General features: G+C 66.5%; 5 protein-coding genes and 1 pseudogene. 1 reads left to right on the forward strand and 5 read right to left on the reverse strand.

Translation table 11 applies throughout. The annotated features are described in order from the left end of the window. The first annotated feature begins 255 nt into the window (after window positions 1-255). Entirely contained in the window at window positions 256-1,329 is a 1,074-nt protein-coding gene (locus SLAV_RS05880) for a hypothetical protein (RefSeq protein ID WP_030229900.1), read from the forward strand. Between the two features lie 1,430 nt (window positions 1,330-2,759). Here the strand turns inward: SLAV_RS05880 and SLAV_RS43625 are convergent. The 5 genes and pseudogenes from SLAV_RS43625 to SLAV_RS05910 all read right to left on the reverse strand — a co-directional run. Then, window positions 2,760-2,942 (reverse strand): annotated as a pseudogene (locus tag SLAV_RS43625) (GlxA family transcriptional regulator); the annotation flags it as partial. 429 nt (window positions 2,943-3,371) lie between these two features. After that, complete coding sequence (locus SLAV_RS05895; protein WP_030229903.1) at window positions 3,372-5,681, reverse strand: UvrD-helicase domain-containing protein; 2,310 nt, start codon at window positions 5,679-5,681, stop codon at window positions 3,372-3,374. After that, window positions 5,678-12,382, reverse strand: coding sequence for a DEAD/DEAH box helicase (locus tag SLAV_RS05900; RefSeq protein WP_030229904.1), 6,705 nt, complete (start codon window positions 12,380-12,382; stop codon window positions 5,678-5,680). Before SLAV_RS05900 ends, SLAV_RS05895 begins: the two co-directional genes overlap by 4 nt. Beyond that, a complete protein-coding gene (locus tag SLAV_RS05905) occupies window positions 12,379-17,883 on the reverse strand; it encodes a hypothetical protein (RefSeq protein WP_030229905.1) in 5,505 nt (1,834 codons plus the stop codon). Before SLAV_RS05905 ends, SLAV_RS05900 begins: the two co-directional genes overlap by 4 nt. Then, window positions 17,880-21,050 carry a DEAD/DEAH box helicase gene (locus tag SLAV_RS05910; RefSeq protein ID WP_030229906.1) on the reverse strand — a complete coding sequence of 1,057 codons (3,171 nt, stop codon included), beginning with the start codon at window positions 21,048-21,050 and terminating at the stop codon, window positions 17,880-17,882. The genes SLAV_RS05905 and SLAV_RS05910 overlap by 4 nt, the downstream gene beginning before the upstream one ends. Window positions 21,051-21,161: the final 111 nt, after the last annotated feature.

Below are 21,161 nucleotides of genomic sequence, written 5' to 3' on the forward strand. Positions count from 1 at the left end.
GCTCAATCTCGGCGCGCGTCGGTCCACTCGGCCGGGAGATGCTGACCTTGATCGACTTGAGTTCGGCCACTGCCCCTGTCAAGGAAGGTTCGACCGCAGACGACATGGCCGAAGCCGGGCCGTAGTCCCTGGCGTGACCACACCTTGCCGGTCTCCCCGGAGCAACGCTGTGAGGAAATCAGCAGACAGGAAGTGAAACTACTGTGACCATGACATACGGAGGGCTGCCGAGCGACCTACGATGGAGATAACCAGATGGCAGAGGAGCAATTTCCGGATTTCCATGTGTCTACTCCCTCTGTCTATCTGGACCAATGGGTGTGGATCCGCTTGGCGCGCGCCGCAAATGGCTCGCCACGGGAAGAATCTGACCTCGATGTTCTGGCCGCGGTAAGGAGGGCCAGTGCCGCCGGCATCGTCTTCCCGCTGTCCCTCACGCACTACTTCGAAACCAGCAAGATCACCGATCCCCGCCAGAGGTTCGATCTTGCCCGCGTCATGGCGTCGGTATCACGCTACCGGACCCTGCGATCGCGACAGGTCTTGATCCGACACCAGGTTCTACATGCAATGCACGAGTGCTTCGGCAGGCCCACCTTCCGCCCACGGCGACCGCAGGTACTTGGGACCGGCGTCATGTGGGCCGCGACGGGCGAGCACGGTGCGTTCGCACTCTACGGGCGGGTCGGAAATGTCGACGTTGACACAGTCCCCGAGTTGCGGTCTTGGCTAGGCCATGTAAATCAGTATGCCGAATTCCAGATGCTCGCTGGGCCCCGGGACGAGGAGATAGCGGACCTCCGCAGTAGATACGGCTATCAGCCTGAGGCTGCATTGCAGGCTACGCACAGCAGGCTTGAATGGGAGGAGCTCTACTCCCAGATTTTGGCTGACGAGCCCATAAGCCGCCAGGAGCTACGTGTTCGCATCCAGGCACGCGAGATGGCGCACGAGCATTTCAATTTGCTGATAGAACTCCTTACGGAGTACCGACTCGACCTCCATCGCGCCATCGGCCTCGATCCCGCCAAACCGAGGTCCGGCCGCCAGCGGATGGTGAGGTTCGCCGATCGTATACCGTCTGTGCGGATCGCAGTCGACCTGAAGACCGAGCTCTTTCGCAATCCGACCAGAGCTTGGAAGATGAGCGCCTTGCACGACATCGATGCACTGAGCGAGGCACTTCCCTACTGTCACGTCGTCGTGCCCGACGCCGACATGGCCGATCTACTCTCTCGCTCGAAGGCCGGTCAACGGAGCGGCACTCGAATCGTCAAGAGACTCCAAGCACTCCCTGCCGAATTGACCGCACTCCGGGAACGCTTCTAGGAGTCCGATACCACTTCGAGTGCGACCGAAATGGCAGCGACAGCCTGGGGCAGGCTTCGAAAGACCTGAGTCCGCCTCCCCAGGCGTTTGATTCCGCGCGCCAAGGGCTCGCGCATCTGCCGCTCGCACACGACAAAGTCCGCGTAGCCGGCCGCGCACGAGAGGTACACCATGTCGATCACGTCGTTCGGCTTCCACGTGGTCCCCTGGTTGAGATGGCGCTCGTGCAACATCTCCCGAAAGAGACCCAAGGAGGGGAGGCTACCGAGCTCTTGAACAGACTGAGAGTCGCTCGCCCAATCCTTCAGTTGGCCCGCCGTCCATCCAGCGGTGTAGGACTCCTCAGCCACCTCCCGCTGCAGGTCCTGGAGGAGCCAGACATCGATCGACTTGCGCTTCTTCTGAGAATCGCTGCCCTGGCCATCCAGCCAGTCACTGAACCGCTGGTTGGCCTGAGTCCACCCGGTTTCCGGGCCCCGCTCGCCACCGACCGAGTCCAGCATGACATCGATGAGCGCCGTCGCTGAAACGAGCGCCTCATGTTGGAATGCCTCCTCCGAAGGAAAATCCGCTGGAGGACAAGGCGGCACAACCCCCCGCGCTGCGGAATGGATCACGTTCGGCGCGAGCGTGATGGCCGTCGGCAATTCAGCCCCGGGCTTCACTCTGTTTCGGAACATCCAGCGAAGCTCGTCCCGTCTGACCTGGAGTGGGTCCCGCAACTGCCAACCTCTGCTGAGCTGGAGAACGGCGAGGCCCAGACGATGCCGCCCCTCAGCGTTGGACCACTTTGTCGTCTCGTAGTAGTGGCCCGCCGAGGCAGGGAGGATGACCCTTCCCTGTTCCACCCATTCCACGAGCCGGCTTGCTGCTTCCCGATCGGCTCGCGCTCCGGCGTCCCGCCCCTGGAGCACGTCGCTCACGGGGCGCCATTTGTTCTGGTCCAGGTAGACGACCAACCTGCCGTTCAGCCGGCTCGCCGCGTCGTACCGTGGCAGCTCGAACAGGATGGCATCACCCTCACGCGTCTGAGCAAACAACCCTTCGAAGGTAGGCGGGTAGGCAATACGCGCAAGCATGCTGCTGGGCTCGAACACCGGGGATCGGAACGGGAACCGAGCCTCCTTGCCGTCGGACCTCGTGAGCACGGCGGCCGCGGCATCGCGGTCCAGCGTGACCAGGACGACGCGCAGGTCGTCTCCACTCTCCATGGCCCAATGATGCAGGATGCACCTCAAAACAAGCTCCTGCTTGTCCGCTTCCTCCAACTGCCCAGGTCGCAAACGATTCGAGTTCGTGCCCGAGCCTCGTCCTGCCCTCGGCGAAGGGTTCTCCATGGGCGGCGAGGCGGAGGCCGATCGCGGTGACAGGCGGGTTGACAGCGCGGGCGGGGCCACCAGGAGATTCGCCCCGGCCCCGTGGCCGAGCGTGCTGAACTGCGCCTCGCTGTCGGCTCTCCGCAGGAAGACAACCATGTAGCGCGCGATCGTCAAGGCCGCCGCCTCTCTGCCCACGTCTTCTTCCACCGGGGCAGGGACGAGATCGATGCCGGCGGTCAGGTCTGCGGAGGTTTACACCGAACCGTCTCGGGTGAAGATCGAGTCCGGTTCGACAACGATGTCGGCGTACCGCTGCGCCAGCTCCTCCGCGCTGTTCGAATGCGAAGGTCACGTAGGGGAAGGTGTCCGTCTACGTCGTGTGCGGCGGACAGCTTTTGCTGTTCCGCCAGACTGAACTACTCCTGTGAGGAAGGCGGAATCCTGGTCCCCGCGGGCAGCATCCGCCCGGGGTGAAACCCCGGGCGGATGCTGCTCCACACGAAGCTCGCGAGGAGACGGGCCTGAACTTCAAGATCGTCTGCAAGCTCGGCGAGACCGACTACGACACCAGCCCGTACCGGTTCGAGATCCAACACGGTCATGCCCGGCGCCATCGGCCTAGGAGCAACGATCCTCAACACGACTCTGGCGGCGTGACCGGACTCTGCCCGCGCCATTCACCCCTGTCAGGCAGTGGCAGCGGCGCGGGGTGGCCCGTATCAGCTACAAAGGCAGGAACGGACTGGGCTTGCCGTGCCAGGAAATACGCAACGCGTCGCGGGCTCGGGTGGCGGCGACGAAGAGCTGGTTACGGCTCTTCCTGAGCTCGCGTTCGTACCGGGTGGGGTCGGTCTGCTCGTACTGCTCGACGAGGGCAGTGCGCGGAAGGATCCCGTCGCTCGCGCCAATGATCGCAAGTTTCTGGTATTCGAGCCCTTTGAATCGGTGCATCGTGCCGATGTGAACCTCGCCGCTCCCCTGTGGGCCTTCCTTGGTGAGAGTAGCTGTGGTGATGCCGTGCTTCATCGCCAGGTCGGAGGCAACGCGGCCGGCCATCTCACCATCGGCGACACAGACGGCCATGGTGCCGCTCGGGTCGCGTACGGTGCCGTCCGCGCCAGGCTGGGTGATGGCCGCGCGCCACTGCTTGAGGGCTTCGGCGAGCTGGGCAATCTCGTCGGTCCAGTCGGCGCAGGCGATGAACTCGGGCACTGGGCCGTGCAGCAGGGAGTGATAGCCGTCGAGGGTGTCGGTGCCGTCGTCGAGGTCGTCGTAGGTTGCCCCGCTGACGACCTTGGCGGCCTGGTCGAGGATCTCCTGCGTGGTGCGGTAACTGAGCGTCAGCTTCGAGGCGCGGCCGCGGATCTGGACACCGACGGTGGAAAGGGTCACCTGCCGGTCGTAGATCCGCTGGTGGGTGTCGCTCGCGATGAAGAGATCGCCCTCGCCGGACGCGACCATGGCTCGCAGCATCTTCCAGTGGGCAGGGCTGAGGTCCTGGGCTTCGTCGACGACGATGTGCTGGTATCGGTGACGCACGTAGCGCATGGCGGAGCTGTTGTCGTCGAGGTGGACCAGATCGCCCCCGCCGATGTCCGCCTTACGCTCGGCCCGGATCTTGATCTTGTGGGCGCGCTCCATCTCGTAGCGGGCCGCCCGTTCGGCAGCCTGGGCCCAGGTCTCCCGGCCCAGGCCGTTGAGACGCAGAGCGAACTGTTCGAGCAGCTTCCAAATGGCGGCACGTTCAGGGCGACTCAGGGCGCGCCCCATACCGGCGCGGCGGGCCTTGAAGTAGTCCTGGCGGGTCGCGAGGGACTGGCCGAGGACGATCTGTTCCCATTCTTCGAAGAGGAACTCGGCCCCCCAGCGCTGCTCGTCGTGCTCGAAGAGGACTTCGCGCAGGACGTCCAAGGCCCCTTCCTCGCTGATAAGACTGCGCTGCGAGCCGGGCGCGGTGTTCTCGTTGAGGACGCTCTGCGCAAGCTGGTCGATGTGCTTGATGTCGACGCGGCCGAGCAGTACCGGATCCATGAGCGAGCTGAGCCTGGAGCGTAGGTCGGCGGTGAGGTTCTTGGTGTACGTGGTCAGCAGGATCGGCTTGTTGTGGCCAGGCGGCAGGGCGGCAGCGAGACGGGCGACGCGGTGCAGGGCGACGATGGTCTTGCCGGTCCCAGGGCCGCCGCTGACCCGGGCCGGGCCGCCGTAGTTCCGCTCGACGATCTTGCGCTGGGTGGGGTGGAGGTAGACCTTCCAGGCGCGGAAGTCGCCCTCGGCAAGAACGTTGCGGATATCGTCGTCGACCGTAGTGACCGCGGTACGCCTGAGGGCCGCCGCCATGTCGTCCTCGAAGCCCGGCTCGAGTTCAGTGGCAGCGGGCTGGGTGATCTCACGCTCGACCTCGTCCACCGACATGCCGGATCCGAGGCCGGTGAGTACCTCGGCGGTCAGGCGTGGAGCGCCGGCGATGAGCTGGTCGAGTTCCTCGTCGGTCGTGACGGTGAGGGCAAGGTCGATGAGCGCGTCGGTGACACCGAGCCGGCTCAGGTCAGCCGGGGTGCAGCCCACGAGGAGCGGTTCCTCGGCAACGGCGGGTTCTGGCGTCTCGACGGGTGCGGGCATGGGCTCTACCGCAACGGTCTGCTCGTCCGGAGCCGGAGTCAGCTGGAGTCCCGCACGCTGGAGGACGCTCTGACCGACCACGCCGAGGTCGACGAACTCGATCTCACCGGTGATCCGGTTGATTGCGACGGTGAGTTCCTCGTAGACCTCCCTGCGGTGGCGGACAGCGACGATCAGCCACTGCGGGATGCCATCAGCGCCGACGCCGGCCCGGGCGAGAAGCGCCCGGTACGAGCGGTCGATCTTGGCGCGGAAGATCCGGCCGTCGCCCTTGAGGGGCTTGAGGTCGAGGCTGGGGTGGTCAGGGTCGAGACGGAACTGGTGACAGAAGTCGTAGAACTTCGTCTTGACCGACGACTCCATCTTGTAGAGCTCGTTCTCGGCCTTCTGGTAGAGGCTGAGGCGTGCGGTCATCGTGCGGCACCCTGTTCTTCGGAGTCTGAGCGGGTTGTGGCGTCGGGAAGCGCGGCCATCAGGGCGTCGAGATCGGCGAGCCAGTCGTGAGCCGAGCGAATGGTGAACCCGGCGTCGTGGAAAGCGCGCCAGGTCTTGTCGCTCTCCTCGTCCTCCTGGTCGTACGGCTCGGCCATGACGGCGATCCGCATGTCGCCGTGGTCCCAGGCAAAGTCTGCGAGCCAGCCTCGTTCGCCGAGTTCGAAGCCGTAGGCAGGAGCCTTCTTGCCGCCGTCGGCCAGGGCATGGGCGAGGCGGGTGAGCAGGGCCTCGGGTTCATCCTCGTCGAGGTACTCGAGGATTTCCCGGTCCCACAGCAGGTCCCGCAGCTTTGCTTCCAGCTGGGTGGCCCCGGATGCCCCCACCGCAGGACTCTCTGGAATGGGCGTAACGGTGCCGAACTGCACGACCAGAGATTCGAGTTCGCCGAGGCCGCCGAAGGCCTTGAGGACCGAGGTGTCGCACTTCGCCGCGGTGGCCGACGTCAGCTGAACACCGTCACCGCCGTCATGGGCGAGGAACTGCAGGATGTTGGACCACTGGAGCCAGGAACGCCAACGTGCCTTGTGCTCGGGCGTGCCAAGCAGATCGGGTGCTGTGTCGTCGAGGCAGACCAGGGCGGACCAGCGGCGGGTGGCTCCGTCGACGAGGAAGGCCACGGGGAGACCGGACTGGTCGCAGGTGTGGAACAGGTTAAGCGTGCCGGTGCCCTGAATGGCAGCCGGGTCAGTGCCGTCGGTGCGACCCCAGGCGTCGAGGAGACGGTCGAGGGACTGGCGTGTCTGGTCGGGCGTGCCACTTCCGACGAGAATCTCCTGGCCTGTTCCGAGGAGTCCGCCGACCATGGCTGATGCCCGCCTGCCCCAGGCCGCGTCGTCCGGAGTGCGCAGGTAGGCGAGGAGCATGGTCATCGGATCGGCGAACGCAGTCGTGGCGAGATCGTCGCCACCGTGTTCGGCGAAGAGCTGCTTGGCGATGTCCTGGGCGCTGTGCGGATAGGGCGGCCATACCGGCTCAACCACCTCCCGCCCTTGGGAAGTCTGCGCAGTGCCCATCTGCCGCTCGAAGGCTTCGAGGTCGTCCCAGGTGAGCTGGAAGACGGTGCGCCCGTCCGCCCGGAGCCGGTTGCGCTTGTCGGCGTCACCGGCGAGCCGGTTGTGCCTGCGGGTGGCGTGGTATCGGTGTCCGTCGAGGTAGACGGTGATCTTCTGCTTAGGGCCCTCGGTGCGTTCGAAGGTGAAGTCGGTACGGGTGAACCCCTCGTTGCGCTGGGCGGTCAAGCGCCAGCCGTGGACAGTGCCGACCTCGTCGAGACGCAGGTAGGCACTGTTGTCACCGCTCTCCTCCAGGACGGCGTCGCCGCGCGCACCGGCCCACCCACGCAGGGCGTTGAGGAAGCGCGCCTCAAGGTCGGACTCGACCTGTCCATCGAGGCCGATCTGGTCGGTGTTGCCTACCGGTTTGGTGTTCCAGGCGTCGCTATCGGTGCCGAGGAGTTCGTCGAGGATCTCACGGGCGGCCTGGCGGGAGACACGGTCGATGTGCTGTTCGTCGGCGTAGCGGTACAGGCAGCGGTGGCAGGCTGGTCCGTTCTCCCCGTTGCAGGGGCACTCCAGGAGAAGCCGGCGAGCGCCTTCGAGGACCTGCCGAAAGGCCGCCGGGTCGGTGAGCCGGTCGAGGTAGCCGGTGCCGTGCGGGAGGCTGTCGTACAGGACCAAGAAGTGCCGCTTCTCCGGGGTGTCGCGGTCCGGCATGGTGGCGATGGTGGTGTCGAGGTGCTGGGGGTCGCCGCCGAAGGCATCGTCCACGCCCAGGCGCAGGGCCGCCTGGAAGGAGTGGACCTTCTCCTCGACGAGGACGGTCGCAGCGGGCAGCAAGATGCGCAGGGCTTCGGTCTCCAGCTCGTGGGCTAGCAGGACGGGTTCCTGGGACACGTCCTGCTTGCCGCGCCGCAGCGGGCACCAAGGGGTGTGGTGCTTGATTTCGCGCTGGCGGTTGGCGGAGTTGTCGACGGCGTCGCGGTCGTCATCGAAGACCGGCCGTCCGTCGGCCGTCGCGGCTCCGCAGGCGGTGCACACGTGGAAGGGGGCGATGCGCACGGGCCGCCCGGCGAGCTGGTCGTTCTCCTGGGCTCCGATGCTGAGCGGTCCGGCGTTGACGCGGCGGATAACGGCGTGACGGGTGTAGTCGACGCCGAAGATCTCCTTGGTGTGCCGCCAGGACTTGCCCGGGACGAAGTCCTTGGGGGCGATGTCGACCATGTCCACGACGGTGTAGAAGCGGCGTTCGCGGTCGTCACTCTCGTCGCCGATCCTGGCGTCCTCGCGCTTGTCTCGGGCGGTGACGACGCTGGGCTGGACGATCTGCCACAGGCTGCCGGAGTCGGCGATGCCCGCCTCCCCGCAGCGCGGGCAGGGGGTGATGTCGTGCTCTGCATTCTCGGTGCGGACATAGCCACACGAGGGGCAGAAGCGCCAGTGGCGCCAGTCCTGGTCCCGGCCCGTGACGATGTCAATGCCGGTGATCCGGTGCTTGTAGCCCTCGGCGTAGAAAGTGTTGCCGGGGGCGAGTTCGGACAGGGCAAAGCTGCGCGGCCGCCCGTAGGAGAACTGCTTCGACTTGTAGCTGTCCCGCCCCTCGGACGTGGTGCCCTCGGGCCAATACACACTGGCCTCAAGGGTGGTCGTGGCGTCGATGAGGGCGTAGTTGGGCAGAAGACCGAGGTCGCACAGCACGGTCTGCGCCGGCTGACGCTGACGCGTGGCTCCCTGCTTCGAGAGGGCGCCCATTTCCGCCTCCAGCTCAGCCTTCGTGCGCGCCTGCTCGTCGTCGCCTTCCTTGAGCTCGTCGATGGCAGAGCGGATCGTACGGATACGGGTGCGCAGTTTCTGATTCTCGCGCTCCCACTCCCGCTCGGCCTTCTCGATCGCGCTGCGGATGCCCCGGACCGCGTACTTCCTCAGCTCCTCCTGGGCGGTCTCGCTCACGCCGGCCGGGAACAGCGCAAGGAAGCCAGCAACGAGCTCCTCCCCATGGGCGAGTGCGGCCTCGGTGAAGTCGGCGAGATAGCCGGAGGGACCGAAGAGCTCGTCGACACGACGGGACAGGGCTGCAAGCGGCTTACCGTCCTCGCGCAGCAAGCGGCCGCGCGCCGCGAGATCGAGAAGATGGGCGGTGTACTGGCGGCGCAGGATCTCGATGGCCGACAGATATGAGCCCGGAGGCACGATCCGCCCATCGATCATGTCCCGCGGCCGGTCTAGGAAGTACAGGTCGCGGCGGGAGCGGTCGGGGATCGTGAGGAGGAACGCGTTGCCGGTACGGCGCCCGGCTCGGCCCGCCTGCTGGGCGTAGTTCGCCGGCCGGCGCGGCAGAGCGCCGAGGACGACGGCGGACAGGTCGCCGATGTCGATGCCCATCTCCAGAGTGGGCGTGCAGGACAGCACATTGGGGTCGTTGAACCCCTCTCCCGTACGGAAGGCCTCCTCGACGCGCTCGCGCTTGCCCCGGGAGAGCAGACCGGTGTGCTCGGCGGTGATGACCTGGTACGTCCCGGCTCGCCGGTACAGGCGGCGGTAGTAGTCGTCGCGGTAGTCGCGGTCCCGGTCATGCCGGTCCACGGTCTCCAGCCACCGGTCGCCCGCGATCAGACGTCCGGCCGAGCAGCGGTACGACTGGCAAGGCTGCCCGTGGTACTGCGCCAGCAGTGAGGGGTGGACGGTCTGCTCCCAGAAGCACTTCGGGCAGCGCGCATACGACTCGTTGACCTGGGTCTCGGACAACAACTGCAGCCGAACGGCACCTGGTTGGAGCCCATAGACGCGGACGGCCGTGTCGCGCGGCGAGCGCGCGGCGAGCAGCCCGGCGTCGGTGAGCCGGGGCAGCAGCCGCACCCAGAACTCATCGGCCTGCTCACGGGTCATGTCGAAGCAGCGCTGGGCCCAGGACTGATACCAGGACAGACGTCCAGCGGCGAAGTCGAACTCGCTCTTCTGCTTGGGCCGGGCGAGCAGGAAACTCGGCGCGGAGACGCCTCGGGGAAATGCCTTCATGCCGCGCGGGCGGCCTCCCCAGATGAAGTAGCGGCTCGTGCCCGCCTCGTCGAGGAACTTGTCCAGCCAGCGGTGCCCGACAGCTCCCCTCGTACGCAGTCGCTCCAGCAGGCCGCGCAGGAAGGCCATGTACCGGGCGTCGTCGTGAGCGGTGAGGGCCAGCCCATGTTGGGCGGACTCCTCGTGGGCGGTACGTACGATCGCGACGGCCGCCCGGTCGTCTGGGATGTCCACCCAGGCGGCAGCGGTGCGGGTCAGTTCGAGGGTACGACCGTTCCGGGAACGGAGGCCCAACTCCATCACGGCCTCGAACGCGAACCGCTCACCGATCAGGTCCCAGGTTCTCTTGTCCCCGCCTCGTCCCTTGCCCGACAGCAGCCGCGCGACTCCCGCGTCGTCGTGCAGGTCCGGCGGGACGACGGCGGCGAGCGTCTCACGGTCGGTGGTGGACACGACGACGTCAGCGACAAGGTCGTTCAGCGCGGTGGACCGCTGCTCGCTCAGGTGCTTGGTGAACAGGGCCCGCAAGGAGAAGGTGTACGAGCGGGAAGCGACGAAACCGGCCCGGTGCGCGGCGTCCTGCACCGAGTCGTTGAACATCAGCGTCTTCGTCTCACGCTGCCCCTTGTCCATCTCCCCGTCGGTGAAGAGCTGTGTAATGGACGCGGCGGCGAGTGCGGCGGCGCCCGTACCGAGGAAGCGAATGGCGTTGTGCGTACCGCACGCCGGGCACCAGTCGTCCTTGGCCGCCCGTTCCGCAATATCCCCGAGCTGAACGAGCACGAAGACTGAATCGGGGCCGGCGGGCTGCGGGTTCCCCTCGTCGTCGTAGTCGTCCTGAGGGTCGGGCAGGCGCAGGCGACGGGAAGTACCGTCGAGCACCATGAGCACGCCAGCCCCGCCCGTAGTCAGCGATCTCTGCGCCGTCGGGTCCATGGCAGTCCGGCCGTTGCCCTCGCGAGCCTCGTTGTCCGTCGCCGCCACGAGGGTGCGTACCTTGGACTTGTTGGCCGTGACGGTGGCACGGCGAATCTTGTGGGCCTCGAAGCTCAGCTCTTCCAGGTCCGACTCGGGCGCCAGGACCGACCAGCCGGAGCGCCCGCACTCGCGGCAGTACACCGCGGGCAGAAAGACCTTGGTGTCACGCGAGGTGGTCGTGTCGGGTGTCGCGCGCAGCCGGCTCTCCGCCCCGATGGTGTCCCAGGCGAACTCAGCCTTCGGCCAGGGGAGCACACCCCTCAGCATGCGAGTGACGGACCGAGCCCACTGGTGCACCTCGACCTGGACGAAGGGGCGGCCGGTGGTCGGCGCCTCAGGGGCGCGTGCAACGGACAACAGGGCGACGAAGCGGGCGAGTGCTACCGCGGCAACCTGCGGCCGCGTCGTGATCGCCTCGTCCCAGCTCTTCGCCCCACTGCGACGCATCACGTCGAGCACCTCGTCGTAGGTGCACGCCGTGCCGTCGAAGGCCTTCAGTACCGCATACGTCAGACGGTTGCGCTTCAGCGCTGCGCCGAGCACAACCGGATCGGTGATGCGGCTTCCGGTGACGGCCTCGGCAAGGTCCGCGAACGCCTCTGGGCCGGACGCCGGATCCGGCAGAGCAGTCAGCGCCTCGGGGGGTGCAGCCTGGCCGGGAAGAAACTTCGCGTCCGTGATCGAATCGTCGAGCATGAACTCGTCGACCGTCAGACGGTCCTCCCCGACGATCGCGTCCTCGGTGAACTCGGCACCGAAGACGTTACCGGCCACGGAAAGGAGCTGCCGCACCCCGTCAGCGTCAGTGCCGGACGCAAGGGTCGCGGAAGTAGCGACGGGAGTGATCGAGCCGAGCGACTTGCCGGGCTGGTTCGCGCCGACGGCGATGGCAAGGCGGCGAAGCAGCATGGCGACGTCGGTGCCCTGCGCGCCGTCGTAGGTGTGGAACTCGTCGACGACCACGTAGCGGATATCGCTGTCGTCCCACAGCGGACCATCGGCGGCACGCTGCAGGAGCAAGTCGAGCATCTTGTAATTGGTGATCAAGATGTCCGGCGGAGACAGTTGCATGTCCTGCCGGCGGGTGTAGACCCGGTCGTAGTGCGTCGCCGCCTTGTCCCCGATATACAGGCCGGCTCGTACGCCGCTCAGCTCGTCGTAGTCGGTGAGCAGAGCGTTTATACGGGCCGCTTGGTCAGTGGCCAGAGCGTTCATCGGATAGAGGAAGATCGCCTTGACCCCGTTGTTCCCGGCCGCGCGCTCGCGGGCGCAGTGATCGAGCACGGGATAAAGGAACGACTCAGTCTTGCCGGAGCCCGTACCCGTCGTGACCAGCGTGGGCTGAGGTACGTGCCCGTCCTTAGAGCTGAGCCGGGCGAAGGCGCGGGCCTGGTGCGCGTACGGCGTCCAGCCGTCCGTACGTACCCAGTCCAGGTCCTGCTGCCAGCCGTCGCCAGCTGGGGTGAAGGGCGTGCGCAGCCGCAGGTACGGGCCCCGGAACATGCCCGTCGTCTCGTCCCCAAGAAAGGCGTGCAGAGCCTTGCGCGCCCCTTCGTCGGCAAGGCCATACGTCGTGGACAGGTACTGGAGCAGGCTCTCCTTGAGTCCCTGTGCTTCGAGGGTCGGCCTCACGAGGTCGGAACCTCCATCTTCTCCGGGTCCCAAAGGCCCTTACTCACGGCTTCGTCGAGACGCTTCTTGAAGTAGGCGTGGGCTTCACGCATCTCGTGCTCGCGGTCGGCCTTGTAGAAGGGAGCGGTGTAGCCATCAGGGACGGGGACGGTGCTCTCAGAGTCCTTCTCGTAGGCCTCCTGGTAGGCCTCGAACTGGGTCCAGTGGTCCTTCGTCTGGTCGAAGCCGTACGTGTGGTGCTTCCCGGCGATCTTCCGCTCGGATGCGTCGAACCAGGTCACCCGGTCAAAGTCCTGCATGATCGGGAAACGGGCTCGGTAGATGGCGATGAGCGTGTCCGCGTCGATGCCGAGCCATACGGCGACCAGCGCGTCGATCTCGACGAGGGCGGCGCGACGGGCGTACTCGGTGCGGAGGGGGGTGCGGCGCTGCCAGGTAGGGGTGATGTCGTGCAGCTCGGTCGTGAGATTGGGCCAGTTGATCGCCCAGGGCTCGTAGCCGGGCCACTTGGGGTCGTAGAGCTGTGCCCAGAGGTCGGCGTAGGCGGTGGTCAGGGAGTTGAGGCGGAGGGTGCGGAGAAGGAGGGCGGGGGCTAGGGGGTGGTCTTCCTGAGGAGCCGGAAGTCGCTTGGCCTGAGCCACGTCAAGGTGTCCGACGCCTGCGGTCCGAAGCAGGTAGTCGACCGGCAGCGCGGCCGCGTAGCCCGCGACAAGAGTCGTGAGGCGCGGTCCCGCAAGACGTGCGGAACGCACTGCGTGGATGTGTGTCGTCCCAGGTGGGATCAGTGCTCCATAGAGCGCGCGCTCGGTGTCAGGCGCAACCATTTCCCGCCACGCAACCCGATAGTCCTCGCTGTACGGATAGCTCGCCTTGGCAAGCAGGAACTTCTCGACCTGCTCGTCCTCGACCTCCTCCAACTGCAGCTTGCGCTTCTCCGCGATTCGAAGCCTGGCCTGATCCTGCTCCTCCTCCGACGCAAGAAGCTCCTCGTACCGCTCCCAGTCGGTCCACCTGTCCTGCTCCCCCAGGAACACATCACGAGAAGCCACGCAACGGTACTCAGACTCCGGCACGGCGTCATCCACGAGCGCCAGCGGGTCGAGGCCCCGTGCCTCACCGCTGCCCTGGCTGGGCTGCTTGAACATCGGGTTTGCCACGCCGATCTGCGGCCCCTTGAGGATGACGTCGTTCCACGCCTTCGCGAGATAGTCCTGCTGGCCGTCTACGTCGGTGTTGTAGTCAATGAGCCGTTGATTCTTGTCCGGGCCGAACTGCGCTTTTCTTGATGTGGTCTCGTTGTACCCCGGCGTGACGTCAGGCTCGTAGACGCTGAGACGCAGGGGGTAGGTTCCCAGCGCGTCAATCGCCGGGTCCTCCGCCGTACTCACTGGCGTGAGCAGACGCGTGTGTTCCAGGGGCCCTTCATCACCCGCGAGTCGGCGCCACCGCTTCAGGGTGTCGGAGGTCACGCGAACAACACGCTTAGGGTGGGGACGCTCGTCCCAGCTTCCTTGGTACTTCACCCCTGGGGCAACGCCGTCATCAACAGCGCTGAAGGACAGGCGAAGGACGTCTGCGGCAAAGAGCCACGACAAGTTGGCAAAGTCAATCTCGCCGCATCCGCCGTAGATGTGAACACCGAACTCTGTCGAGTGACCGACAGGTTCTGGGAAAATCCGCCGCTGGTTCACGAACCCGCCGTGAACCCGCAACCGTTGGAACGCTGCTGCCCGCAGCGCAGCCTCATTGTCGCCTGTGAAGTGAGTGTCCGGGTGCACCATCCCGGCTGTCCCGTCACATGCCGCGTGATCCCAAACCTCACACATGAAGGCCCGGTACAGATCCGGACGGCTTCCCGAAATCAGTGGGTAGACGGCTGATGCTGAGAGATAGCTCGCCGTCGTCACCGTGTTCGTCACCTCACCGAGCAGGTACTCCCGCACCCCGTCACGCGTGAGCTCGGCCTCTCGCAGCCGGTTCTTATCCTCCGCCTTCAGCCTCTCACCGAGCATGAACCACGGTTCGTACTCCGCGAGGACCGGGTCTTCCTTCCATTCCGGCCGCACCCACGGCGGATTACCGACCTGCAGGTCGAATCCCCCCGCCTCTCTGGTGAAAACGCCCACGAAGTCCAGCTCCCAATGAAGAAAGCCCTGTTCCTCTGCGATGTCACGGACGATCCGCATCCACGGGTAGCGGGTCTCGACCGCCTTCCGGGCATCATCCATGTCCATCTCGGGCTGAGTTTGAATCAGCTCTTCGAGGGCCTTCAGGTCCTTGAGCGATTCAACGGACGACAGGATCGTCCCCTGCGCCAGGTCCTTCGTGCCGACCATGGACTCCAGAAAGGCGATCCAATCGTCCAAGTCTGTCAGCGGGATGATCTCGCGGCGGCGCGCTGGCCCGCGGGGCTTCCGCTGCGCAGAGCGGGTACGCGCTTTCTCGCCCTCCGCCTTCTTCGGGAGCTCCTCACCGGGATCGTCCTCGCGCAGGGACATCTGGTCACCGTCCAAGGCGAACAGCATCCGGCTCTCCACGAACCGCGGCGGGGCCGTGGGCTCAGGCACGGTCTGCTCATTCTCGGCGGCCGGCCCTGCCACCGACGACAACAGGGCATCCAGGTCAACCCCAGCCTCCGCCGTCACCACCGGAGCCGTTTTGTACTCCGCGTCCGTCCCGTCCAGCAGCCCCACTTTGTCCAGCGGCCAGAACCACAGCGCGCACCAAGCGTCCATGACCTGCTTGAGGCGCCAGTACGGGGAACCTTCTGCCTCGAAGAGGTCCCTGAAGACCTGCTCCTTGGTCAGCGGGAGGCTCTGGTCCGCGTTCTGCTTGTCGTGGCGGAGGAAGGCGTACTCCTCTGCGTCCTCCTTGCGGCCGGTCCCCCACACGTCGATGGTGCGGGCGATCTCCTGCTCGCTAAGCTCCATGCGTTTGGCGACGAGCTTCCACAAGAATTCGACACGACGTGCTGCAGACTGCAGCCGGGCGAGCTGGCTCGCCTTGCCGCCCGTCGTCTTGGGCTTGGCCTGTACGCCCTTCTTCCATGCCTTGAGCTGGTCCACCTGCGGCCGGGCGAGCTGCTCGACCAGCTTCTTCGCGTCGCCACTCGCCCCCGCGACCGCACCCCAACCAGGGGTGGGCAGGAGGAACTGGTGCACGGCCCCGTCCGGCAGAGGCTGCTCCGTACCGTCCCCGGCCGCACGGAACGGCAACTTGGTCGGCGTCTGCGCGCCGATGGTCCGCTCCTTCTTGATTCGCTCGGCCTCGTACACCCACCGCCGAGCCCCGATCAGGGAGTTGCCACGCCGCAGGTGCAGGCCGAACCAAGGCGCACGCATACCCGGGTGCATGGTGTTGAGCCACAGTGATACCTCGGCGAGCTCCACACCCGTCTCGTTGAGGTCAATCCCGTACGCGTTGTGAAGGGCGACGTACGCCTTCACCTTCTGCTTCGCCTCGAGCGCCTTCGACGTGTCCAGGTTGGCGCCCAGCTCCTCCTGGCGGCGCTTGAGGTACTCCTCCGCGACCAGGTCGATCGCCTTGTTGAGGAATGCTCCGGAGCCGAGGGCCGGTTCGCAGATCGTGTAGCGCAGGAGTTCGCTCGCGCGAGTCCGGACCGTGTTTCCGTCTGCGTCCTTCTCCTGGTCGAGGCGGTGCTTGAGCGCCAGCTCGATGGTGACCTCGGTGAGGGACTCGGGGGTGTAGTACGAGGCGGACGTCTCGCGGTCGCGGCCGGCCAGTCGGTAAACGAACCTGCCCGGGGCGTACTTCTTGGGGCCGCGCAGGCCGTGCTGTTCGGTGTCCTCGGCGGAGTACACGACGTGCGTGTTCTCCGGGTAGTCGTTCAGCCGCTCGGCGGGGACGAGCCAGGATCCCTTCTCAGGGTCGCCGTACTGCTTGCCGGCCTTCTTGGCGCCGGGCTTGGCGACCTCGGCCAGCTCCCTCTTCTCGTCGATGATGCCGGTGTACGACATCAGGCCTTCGTAGACGGCGCCGAGCTGGTTGATACCGAGGTTGCGGTAGGAGATGAAGCCGCCCTGCCGGCCCTTCTGGCCGGCCTCCTTCAGAGTGAGCAGACGCAGCACCTCGTGCAGGGTCTCGTTGCGCAGCCGCAGGTCCAACCACCGCGGCTGATCGTCCCCGTCCTCGTCCCAGCGGGGGTCTAGGACGCCAGTACCGATGAGGGTGATCGCCTTAGGGTCGAACAGCTCGCTGCGCAGCGGCTCGAAGCGGAGCCCGCGCTGTTCGCTGCGCTCGGCGACGGGCTTGTCGTCGCCGGCTTCGGTGCCGTGCGGACGGTGTCCGAAGTTGACCTTGTTGAAGAGGACGTCGAGGGAGGCGTAGAGGTGGAAGCCGTCTCGGCTGTCCTCGTCGACCAGCTTGCGCTCGCGCGCAACCAGCTCGCGCAGCCGGGCGATCGAGTAGCCGGCTTCGTAGGTGGAGTCGTCTGCGGGCAGGATGCCCAGCTCCGGGCGGGCCTCCGCGTACAGGAGGAACAGGATGCGGTAGAGGTAACGCAGAGATTCGCGGGTGAGCTGCTTGGCGAACGGGCCCTTCCGGAGGTCCTCGATCTCCCGCGGCTTGACCTTTGCCTCTCGTAGACGAGCGAGTACTTCGTTCGCGATGATCTCAACCGACTGTTGCAGTCCCTTGCGCAGCTCGGAGTTGACCCCGACGGCGTTGTCCCGGGACGCCTTCAGCAGGTCGTCGATGCGTCTGCCCTTGCCGTCTGGGCGGGGCGCGAGCATGTCGTACGAGAAGAGGGCTGCGAGGAGGGAGAGTTCACCCGCCTTCGCCGTGTCGTTGCGGGCGAAGGCCGCGTCCAGGCTGGCTGCGAGGTAGCGCCCTTCGGCCCAGGCGTTGCGGTCGGCGAGGATGAGCACGCCACCGCACAACAGCAGGACGAAGCGGGGTGCGTCACCGCCGGGCTCGTGGATTTCGCTCTGGAACAGCCAGCCCGCCAGCTTCTCGCCGACTTCGAGGAGACCGTCCGTGGTCTTGAAGGGGTGGAGGAGCGGCCCGGCCTCATCAGGGTCGAGGGCGTCGTCGAGGGAGGCGGTCCAGCCGCAGTCGATGGCGACAATGCCGTCTCCGTGCCACGCGACCTGGAGCTCGTACTCCTTGCCGGCGTTGTGCACGGTGATCGGCTCGGGCCGCTCGCCGTAGCCAAGGGCTTTGAGGACAGTGGAGTGCCAGGTGGCGAGGCGCTCGGCCCACTCCCCCGTCGGGTCGTCGTAGGTGCTGCCGGGCTCTTCCTGCTGGGCGCGGAAATGCAGGAAGGGGCGCACGGTGGCCAGGTAGTCACCTCGGAGGCGGGGTAGGAGTTCGCGCGGGGTGGGCTGGGGATCGTGGGGGTCTGTCTCACGGCCGGTCCACAGCGTAAACAAACCCTCGTCGCCCGCCTTGGCCCGCTTGAGGGTGTTCTCCAGCTCCTCGCTGAGGTAGTGGGCGGAGAGGTATTCGCCGCGGTTGGCGAAGGAGTCATAGGTGTAGCTCATCGTTCGGACTCCTCAGCGTGCGCGGTGGACGCGGTGGTGGCGTGAAGGGGTTCGAGGACGCAGAGGACCCGCAGCATCGGGTCACCCTCGGTCCGCAGGCGGCGCACGAGGTCACGGCGACGGGCTGCCGTGTCGTACACCTCCTTGATGCGGCGCTGCTGGTTTCCTACAGCGATCAGGGCGCCCTGCTCCCAGACCTGCACCCGGTCCTCGTACGGGGCGAGGTAGGAGTCGACCTGCTTGTCGTAATCGGCGCGGCGCTCGCGGAGGTGGCTCTCAGCCGCATCGACGGCTGCGGGCACGAGGCTCTCGAGGAGGTCGGGGTCAACGGGCTCGGCACGACCGGGCATGTCGGGGCCGACACCGCAGGCCGCGAGGAACGCCGAGTCCATGCGCCATACGCGAGGGCTGCCCGCGGCGAGGCCGGTGACGGCCATCCACTCCACGACGGTCGGCTTGCCCGCCGCGTTGGAGTACACCCCTTGCAGGAGGTAGATCGGGTCGGTAAGGGCATCGGGCAGGGCGGCGTCGATCCGCTGGGCCTTGGCGGGGTCGGGCCTGTAAGCGAGGACGAAAGCCTGGTCGTACTTGAGCTTGGCGAGGACCTTGTCCGTCACCCAGTCGAGCACCGGGTGGACGTCGGAGACATAGGAGACATTGGGCCACTGGGAGGTGGGCTGGTCCGTCTTGCCCTGCTTGGCGTTGCGGGCGGCCTCGAGACGGTTGGCGGCGTACTGCTTGTCGAAGGTGATGCTCAGAGTGCCGTCATACTTGGACGTCGTGAGGATCCTCTCCTGCTCCAGGTACGACTTCGGCAGCGCCCGGAAGCGGTACTGCAAGTCGTCGGGCGGAGTGAACTCGATTCGGCCATGGGCCGTCTCGGGCTTCCAGCCGAGGGCCGCGCGCTCTGCCTCCGGGTAGATGAGGTCCATCGCGGCGTGGAAGTACGCCTTGGTGTCGGTGAACACGTGGGGTACGTCGGCCTCGGGCACGGGGGCCGTGCCGAGGTTGGCAGCAGGGGCCGTGGGGTCGGCGAGCCGGGCGTTGGCGCCGGCGAGGAGTCCCGCGAGGACCCCACCGGACTCCTGCTGGGACTGCTTGATGGAGCGCTCAACGGTGCTGCCCTTGATGAGGTCGCGGGTGAGGCGGTCCTCTTCCTTCTTGTCGTTGTAAAGCCCCGTGACGGCCTCGGCGCTGCCCTCACCAGACTCGATCTCGTGCGCCTGGGCCTCGCGCCGCAGTAGGCGGGCGCCGACGAGCCGGTCGTCGAGCGTGAGCATCTCGCCGCTCTCTTCGTCGCGCCGCCAGGGCACGTCGGCGGTGAGGGTGACAGCACGGAACTCCGGGCTGACCGCCTGCCCGTAGCGGTCGATGCGTCCGTTGCGCTGCTCGATGCGGATGAGGGACCAGGGCAGGTCGTAGTGGATGAGGTCGTGGCACTGGTGGTGCAGGTTGACGCCTTCAGAGGCGATGTCACCGGTGAACAGCAGCCGTACCGGCTCTTCGAGCCGGCCGAAGCGGTCGACGATCTCCTGCTGTTGCTGGTCGTTGGTGGTGTCGCCGTGCATGACCTCAACGGCTCCGCCGTACGCCTTCCAGGGACGCGTCGCGTCGGCCTTCGCCTCGTTCTTCCTGAACCCGAGCCGCGCCGGGACCTCCTGGGCCAGCCAGTCCAGGGTGTGGATCCGCTCAGAGAAGATCACGACGCGGCGCTCGGAGCGCGGGTCGACGCCGAGTTCCTTGAGGGTGCGCACGAGCGCGTCGAGCTTGGCGGAGTCCTGGTCGGTGAAGTCCGTGACCAGCGCCTCCAGCTCCGCGAGCGCCTTGCTCTCGGCGGCGAGATCGGCGAGGCGCTCGGGGGTGTCCGCCGCGGCCTTGGCCTTACCCCTCGCAGTACCGGTCTTCGGTTTGTCCAGATAGGCGCGGCGGTTGGCGAGGGACTTCTGCAGGGCGACGTGAGAGGAGAGGAACGCCTTGAGGAAGTTGTAGCCGACCAGCGGATCGGCACAGACCGACGAACGGCTGGAGTTCCCCGGGGTCCACTCGCTCGCGAGCTTCTCCAGAACGGCAACCTCCTTCAGCGTCGCCGGAGCTGGCACCGGCAGGGATTCGCCGCGCTCGGCCCATGGCTTGCCCTTGAGGCTGTCGCGTACCTCACGGTCGGTTTTGGTGCGCCTGATGTAAAGGTGGTCGAGGTCGGCGACCTTGTAGTTCTTGGGGTCGGCGATGGCCGCCGGATCGAGCATCCGGATCAGCTCGGCGAAGGATTCGGCGTCGCCGTTGTGCGGGGTGGCGGAGGCTAGGATCAGCGCATCCGTCTGCTCGGCGAGGCGGCGGGCGAGGCGGTTGTTGCGAGTGCCCTTGTTCACGAGGTTGTGCGACTCGTCGATGACGACTGCGTCCCAGGTGATGTTCTCCAGGTGGTGGGCGTACGTCGCCGACTTGAGGGTGTCGACCGAGACGATGACACGCTTGAAGTGGGCGAACGGGTTCCGGCCTGCCGGGATCTCCTGCTGGATGCGCTGGATGCCGGTGGAGTCCAGGCGCACCAGCGGCAGGGAGAAGCGGGTCCACAGCTCTCGCTGGAACTGCTCCAGCACATGGGCGGGCGTGACCACGAGGATGCGCTCGCCGCGCCCCCGCCGAATCAGCTCCGAGAGCGTGATGCCGATCTCCAAGGTCTTGCCCAGACCGACGACGTCGGCGATCAGCAGCCGGGGCTGCGGATTGCGCATGGACAGGGCCAGCTCGGCGGGGCGCAGCTGATGCTGCTGCCGGTCCATGAGGAAGGAGTCGGCGAGGGCGATGCCGTGCTCGGTCTGCGGCAGCGCGGTCTTGCGGATGACCGCCTCCAGGTGGAGACGCGCCTTGGCATGCTTTGAGGTCTCGTCGGGCACGAGCTCGGTCTTGCGCGGATCGAGCACCTCGATCACGTCCAACCCGGAGTAGAAGATCGCATCCGTGCCACGGACGAACGAGGAAACGCCGCTGACCTCGACCATGAGTCCGTCACGGGACTCAGAGACGGACTTCACGAGCCACTGCTCATGGCGGATGCGCACCTGGGCACCCGGGGCGAAGACCGGCCTGGTACCGGCCGGGTATGCAGACTGCGCCGCATCGGCGTCGCGCCCTTCGGGAACCTCGGGCTGGATCGCCGTGGTCACGTGGTGCTCCTCTGTGGGCTCTGTACTCGTGATGTGCAGTGTGATCGTGCTAGGCCGGCCTGAGGCGGCCGAGAGCGATAAAACGGTCCCCGACGAATCCGAGATCGGTGG

This window comes from Streptomyces lavendulae subsp. lavendulae (assembly GCF_002803845.1).
Taxonomy (GTDB): domain Bacteria; phylum Actinomycetota; class Actinomycetes; order Streptomycetales; family Streptomycetaceae; genus Streptomyces; species Streptomyces lavendulae.

What these genes read in the sequence shown, in the direction of transcription:
- SLAV_RS05905 (WP_030229905.1), bottom strand. Translation starts at nt 17,883, where the DNA reads ATGAGCTACACCTATGACTCCTTCGCCAACCGCGGCGAATACCTCTCC.
- SLAV_RS05895 (WP_030229903.1), bottom strand. Translation starts at nt 5,681, where the DNA reads ATGACCGCACGCCTCAGCCTCTACCAGAAGGCCGAGAACGAGCTCTAC.
- SLAV_RS05880 (WP_030229900.1), top strand. Translation starts at nt 256, where the DNA reads ATGGCAGAGGAGCAATTTCCGGATTTCCATGTGTCTACTCCCTCTGTC.